The sequence below is a fragment of the Vibrio sp. 779(2023) genome, from assembly GCF_033344285.1.
GTDB lineage: Bacteria > Pseudomonadota > Gammaproteobacteria > Enterobacterales > Vibrionaceae > Vibrio > Vibrio alginolyticus.
The window spans coordinates 1-1165 of the sequence record NZ_JAWPOM010000166.1; the positions used below are offsets into that span (position 1 = coordinate 1).

Here is a 1165-nt window from a genome sequence, read left to right on the forward strand (position 1 = left end):
TAATGCTGGGTCTCATTGTCGGCGTTGCAGCGTTTAACATCATTTCTGCTTTGATCATGGTGGTGATGGAAAAACAATCTGAAGTCGCGATTTTGAAAACGCAGGGTATGACGCAATCGCAAGTCATGACGATTTTCATGGTGCAAGGCGCAAGTAGTGGTGTGATTGGGGCTATTGTCGGCGGAGCGGTTGGCGTGGCGTTGTCACTCAACCTCAACGCCATTTTGGAATCGGCTGGCGTGGCTCTGTTCAGCTTTGGCGGGCATTTGCCAATTGTGATTGATTCTTTCCAAATTCTATTAGTGGTAGTGCTAGCGATTGCTCTGAGTCTGGCTGCTACTGTTTATCCTTCTTACCGAGCATCTTCTGTTAAACCTGCTGAGGCACTTCGCTATGAATAAGCTATTAGAATGTCGTGATATTCGTAAAGTATACCGAGAAGGTTCCTTGGATACGGAAGTGTTGAAAGGCGTGAGCTTTGATATCGATAAAGGTGAGCTCGTTTCTATTGTTGGCTCATCGGGCTCTGGTAAGAGTACGCTGCTTCATATCCTTGGCGCATTGGACGACGCAACGCAAGGTGAAGTGGATTTTTTAGGGCAGAACCTGTCGGCGTTAAGCTCCAATAAGCAGGCTGCTTTGCGCAACAAACATCTTGGTTTTGTGTATCAATTTCACCACTTACTTGCTGATTTTACGGCACTTGAAAATGTCGCAATGCCACTGCTGATTGGCGGTACTAAAGTGACAGAAGCTAAACAGGCGGCAAAGGCGCTGCTTGAGAAAGTGGGCTTGAGCCATCGTATGGATCACCGCCCATCAGAGCTGTCTGGTGGTGAGCGCCAGCGTGTGGCCATTGCTCGTGCTCTTGTGAACAAGCCTGACTTAGTTTTGGCTGACGAACCAACTGGTAATCTGGATCACAATACGGCTTTGGCGATTTACGATTTGATGCGTGAACTAAACAAAGAGTCGAACATCGCCTTTTTAGTGGTGACGCATGACAACGAACTCGCAGCAAAAATGGACCGTCAGATGCACATGCAAGATGGCCTTCTGGTGGATCGTTTGATGACCGAATCGGCATCGGTGGAGGGCTAGTTTTGTTCTCTTCTTTAGCATTAATGATTGGTGGACGCTTTAGCCGTGCGAAAAAGCGCAACAA

Annotated in this window: 2 protein-coding genes; both read left to right on the forward strand. The window is 47.7% G+C overall.

The genetic code is table 11. The annotated features are described in order from the left end of the window. The coding region (locus tag R8O70_RS25795) for an FtsX-like permease family protein (protein ID WP_318184532.1) at positions 1-401 on the forward strand (401 nt) is incomplete at its 5' end. After that, a complete protein-coding gene (gene lolD, locus R8O70_RS25800; RefSeq protein WP_005456257.1) occupies positions 394-1101 on the forward strand; it encodes a lipoprotein-releasing ABC transporter ATP-binding protein LolD in 708 nt (235 codons plus the stop codon). The genes R8O70_RS25795 and lolD, both read left to right, overlap by 8 nt. The last annotated feature ends 64 nt before the right edge of the window (positions 1102-1165 follow it).

Coding starts and splice junctions, on each gene's coding strand:
- lolD (WP_005456257.1), top strand. CDS start 394: ATGAATAAGCTATTAGAATGTCGTGATATTCGTAAAGTATACCGAGAA.